General features: G+C 71.3%; 1 protein-coding gene. It reads right to left on the bottom strand.

What is annotated here, in order from left to right:
• On the bottom strand, positions 1-4,190 hold a 4,190-nt coding region (locus ABZ260_RS47750), incomplete at both ends, for an SDR family NAD(P)-dependent oxidoreductase (RefSeq protein ID WP_355631678.1).

The following is a 4,190-nucleotide window of genomic DNA, read 5'->3' as shown; positions in this document are numbered from 1 at the left end:
GGCGAACTGGATGGAGACCGCCGACCGGCGCCCCGTGCGCACCAGGCCCCGCATCAGATGCGGCACCTCGCCCATCGCCCGCAACGCCGACAGCTCCAGCCGCACCGGAACCACCACCGCCCGATCCGACCCGACCGCGGCCTCGAACGCCGCGAGCCCCTGCTCGGCCGACAACGCCGGCACCCCCGTCCGGCTGATCCGCCGCATCTCGACCTCACCCAGCGTGCCGGTCATCCCCGCGTCCTGGGCCCAGGCACCCCACGCCAGCGACAACCCCGCCAACCCCTCGGCCCGGCGCACCTGAGCCAGCGCGTCCAAGAACACATTCGCCGCCGCGTAGTTGCCCTGACCAGGCGATCCCACCACCCCCGCCATGGAGGAGAACATCACGAACGCCGCCAGATCCGCATCCCGGGTGAGCTCGTGCAGATGCCAGGCCCCATCCACCTTCGGCCGCAACACCGCATCCAGACCCTCCGCCGTCAGCGACGGAATCGTGCCGTCGGCCAGCACACCGGCGGTGTGGATCACCGCGGTCAGCGGATGGTCGGCATCCACCCGCGCCAGCAGGCCCGCCACCTGATCCCGATCGGCCATGTCACACGCCGCGATCGTGACCTCAACGCCGTGCGCGATCAACTCGGCCTGCAACTCCACCGCACCCGGAGCGTCCAGACCCCGACGGCTGGTCAGCAGCAGATGACGCACCCCACGCTCGGCCACCACATGCCGCGCGAACAGCGCGCCCAGACCACCGGTACCGCCGGTGATGAGCACCGTGCCCTCCGGGTTCCAGCGCCGGGGCATGGTCAGCACGATCTTGCCGGTGTGCCTGGCCTGGCTCATGAACCGGAAGGCATCACGGCTCCGGCGCACATCCCACGCGGTGACCGGCAACGGCCGCAGCTCACCGGCGGCGAACAGCTCCATCAGCTCGGTCAGGATCTGCTGCAACCGCTCAAAACCGGCGTCCAGCATGTCGAACCAGTGATACACCAGCCCGGGGAACTGCCCCTGGTCGCGGATGTCGAGCTTGCCCATCTCGATGAACCGGCCATCCGGGCGCAGCAACCGCGCCGAGGCGTCGATGAGCTCCCCGGTCAGCGAGTTGAGCACCACATCGATGCCCCGCTCACCACACACCTCCCGGAACCGCTCCTCGAACTCCGCACTCCTGGAGGAGGCGATGTGGTCGTCGGGGATGCCCATCGAACGCAGCACCTCCCACTTCGCCGGGCTGGCCGTGGCGAACACCTCCACGCCCAGCCGCTGCGCCAGTTGGATCGCCGCCATACCCACACCACCGGTGCCGGCGTGCACCAGCAGCCGCTCCCCCTCCCGCAGCCCGGCCAGGTCCATCAGCCCGTAGTAGGCCGTCAGGAACGTCACCGGGATCGTCGCGGCCTGCTCGAACGAGATCCCGTCGGGGATCTTGGACAGGACGTGGGTGCTGGTGACCACCGGGCCGAACGCGCCTTCGGTCAGACAGACCACCCGGTCGCCCACGCGCAGATCCTCGACCTCGGGACCGACCTCAAGCACCACGCCGGCGGCCTCACCGCCCATCTCGCCGACCTTGTCCTGGAACCAGCCCAGCGCGTTCAACCCGTCCAGCAGGTCACGGAAGTTCACCCCCGCCGCGTGCACCGCCACCCGCACCTGCCCGGCCTCCAACGGCTCAGCCGTCTCCTCATACGAGATGAGCTCCAACGCCTCCAGGCTGCCCTTGGCCCGGCTACCCAACCGCCACGCCGTACCGGACGGAGGCAACAGACCCGCACCCGACGCCAACGACGCCAACCTCGGCACCCTCACCCCACCGTCGCGCACCGCCACCTGCGGCTCGCCGGAGGCCAGCAGCCCGCCCAGCACGCCGAGCGGCACCGACTCCTCGTCCACGTCGACCAGCACGAACCGGCCCGGGTTCTCCGACTGCGCACTACGCACCAGACCCCACACCGCCGCGGCCGCCAGATCGGTCACCACCTCACCCTCACCCGACGCGACCGCACCCCGGGTAACGAACACCAGCCGCGACTCGGCGAACCGATCATCGGCCAACCACCCCTGCAACAAACCCAGCACCCCGGCCGTCACCGCATGCGCCGACGCCACCACGTCCCCGGCCGACGCGGTCTCGACCCCGGCCAGCACCGTCCCCGGCACCGCACCCGCCTCGGCCAGCGCCGACAGATCACGATGAACCACGACCGACTGCCCAGCCGACTCCCACCTCCCCGCAAGACCCAGCACGTCCGGCTCGAACCCCGCGAAACCGACCACCGCCACCGGCGCCGGATCGGCCACAGCAACCTCCGAGAGCGCGCTCCACTCCAGCCGGAACAGCCCATCGCGCTCCGCCGCCCGACCATCGCCCGCAGCCGCGAGCTGACCGGGCGAGAACGGGCGCAACACCAACGACCGCGCCGACAGCACCGGCTGCCCGGCGACGTCCACCGCCGTCAACGTGACCGAGTCGGCAGCGGTCCGGCTCATCCGCACCCGCAACATCGCCGCCCCACCCGCGTGCAGGCTCACCTCACTCCAGGAGAACGGCAACCGGCCACCCTCCACCGGCTCCAGTCCGATGAACGGCACCATGTGCAGCGCCGCGTCCAGCAGAGCCGGATGCACCCCGAACGAACCCGCGTTCAACGCCGCCTGCTCAGGCAGGCCGACCTCGGCGTACACCGCACCGTCCGTCCCCCGCCAGGTCGCCCGCAGCCCCTGGAACACCGGACCGTACTCGAACCCGCCCGTTGCCAGTCCCTCGTACAACCCGTCCAGCTCGACAGCGGTCGCGCCGGCCGGGGGCCACACCGCCGCGTCGAACGGCACGGCAGGGGACGTGCCGGTAGCCAAAGTACCGGTCGCGTGCCGCACCCACGGCACGTCGTCCGCGGCCCGCGCCGACCGCGCATAGACGTTCACGCTCCGGTGGCCCGACTCCTGGGCGGCCCCCACCCACACCTGCACCGCGACGGCATCGCTCTCGCCCAGCACCAACGGCGCCGTCAGGGTGAGCTCCTCCACCTGATCGCAACCAACCTGGTCACCGGCCCGGATCGCCAGCTCCAGGAACCCGGTCCCCGGGAAAATCACCGTTCCGGCCACCGCGTGATCGGCCAGCCACGGCTGCGCACTCACCGACAACCGCCCGGTCAGCAGCACCCCGTCGGAGTCGGCCAGGCCCACGGCGGCGCCCAGCAGCGGATGATCCGCCGCCACCAGCCCCGCCGCCGCCACGTTCCCCGCACCGGAACCGGCCTCGGGCCAGTAACGCTGGTGCTCGAAGGCATAGGTCGGCAGATCGACCCGGCGCCCGCGCGGGAGCACCGCCTGCCAGTTCACCGGCACCCCGTGCACGTGCAGACGAGCCAGCGCCGTCATCACCGCCGTGCGCTCGTCCTGGTCCCCGCGCAGCACCGGCACCAGCACGGCGGCCTCGTCGCGGTCGGCGTCGAGAGTACCTGCGGCCATGGCGGTCAGCACGCCGTCGGGGCCGAGTTCCAGATACGCCCGCACGCTCTGAGCGCGCAGGGTACGGATGCCGTCGGCGAAGCGAACCGCGCCGCGTACCTGGTCGACCCAGTAGTCGGGCGAGCACAGTTGCTCGGTCGTGGCCACCTCGCCGGTCACGTTCGAGACGACCGGGATTCGCGGCGCGCTGTAGGTCAGCGTGCGGACCAGGGCGCGGAAGTCCTCCAGCATCGGATCCATCAACGGCGAATGGAACGCGTGCGACACCCGCAACCGCTTCGTCCGCACCCCGCGCTCCTCCAGAGCGGCGGTCACCTCAAGGACCGCCTCCTCGGCACCGGAGATCACCACCGAGGCCGGACCGTTCACCGCCGCGACCGACACCTGGTCTTCGTGCCCGGCCAGCAGGGCGACGATCTCCTCCTCGGAGGTCTGCACCGACACCATCGCCCCACCGGCCGGGAGCACCTGCATCAACCGCGCCCGACCCGCCACCAACGCACACGCATCGGCCAGCGACAGCACCCCCGCCACATGCGCCGCGGTGATCTCCCCGATCGAATGACCGGCCAGCGCATCCGGCCGTACCCCCCACGAGGACACCAACCGGAACAGCGCCGTCTCCACCGCGAACAACGCCGGCTGCGCCCACCCCGTCTGGTCGAGTGCCTCCGCCTCGACCGACCCCGGCTCGGCGAACAACACCTCCC

The sequence above is a fragment of the Streptosporangium sp. NPDC006013 genome (assembly GCF_040614275.1).
Taxonomy (GTDB): domain Bacteria; phylum Actinomycetota; class Actinomycetes; order Streptosporangiales; family Streptosporangiaceae; genus Streptosporangium.
The sequence above is the reverse complement of the archived record's forward strand: the minus strand, read 5'-3'. Positions and strand labels throughout refer to the sequence as shown.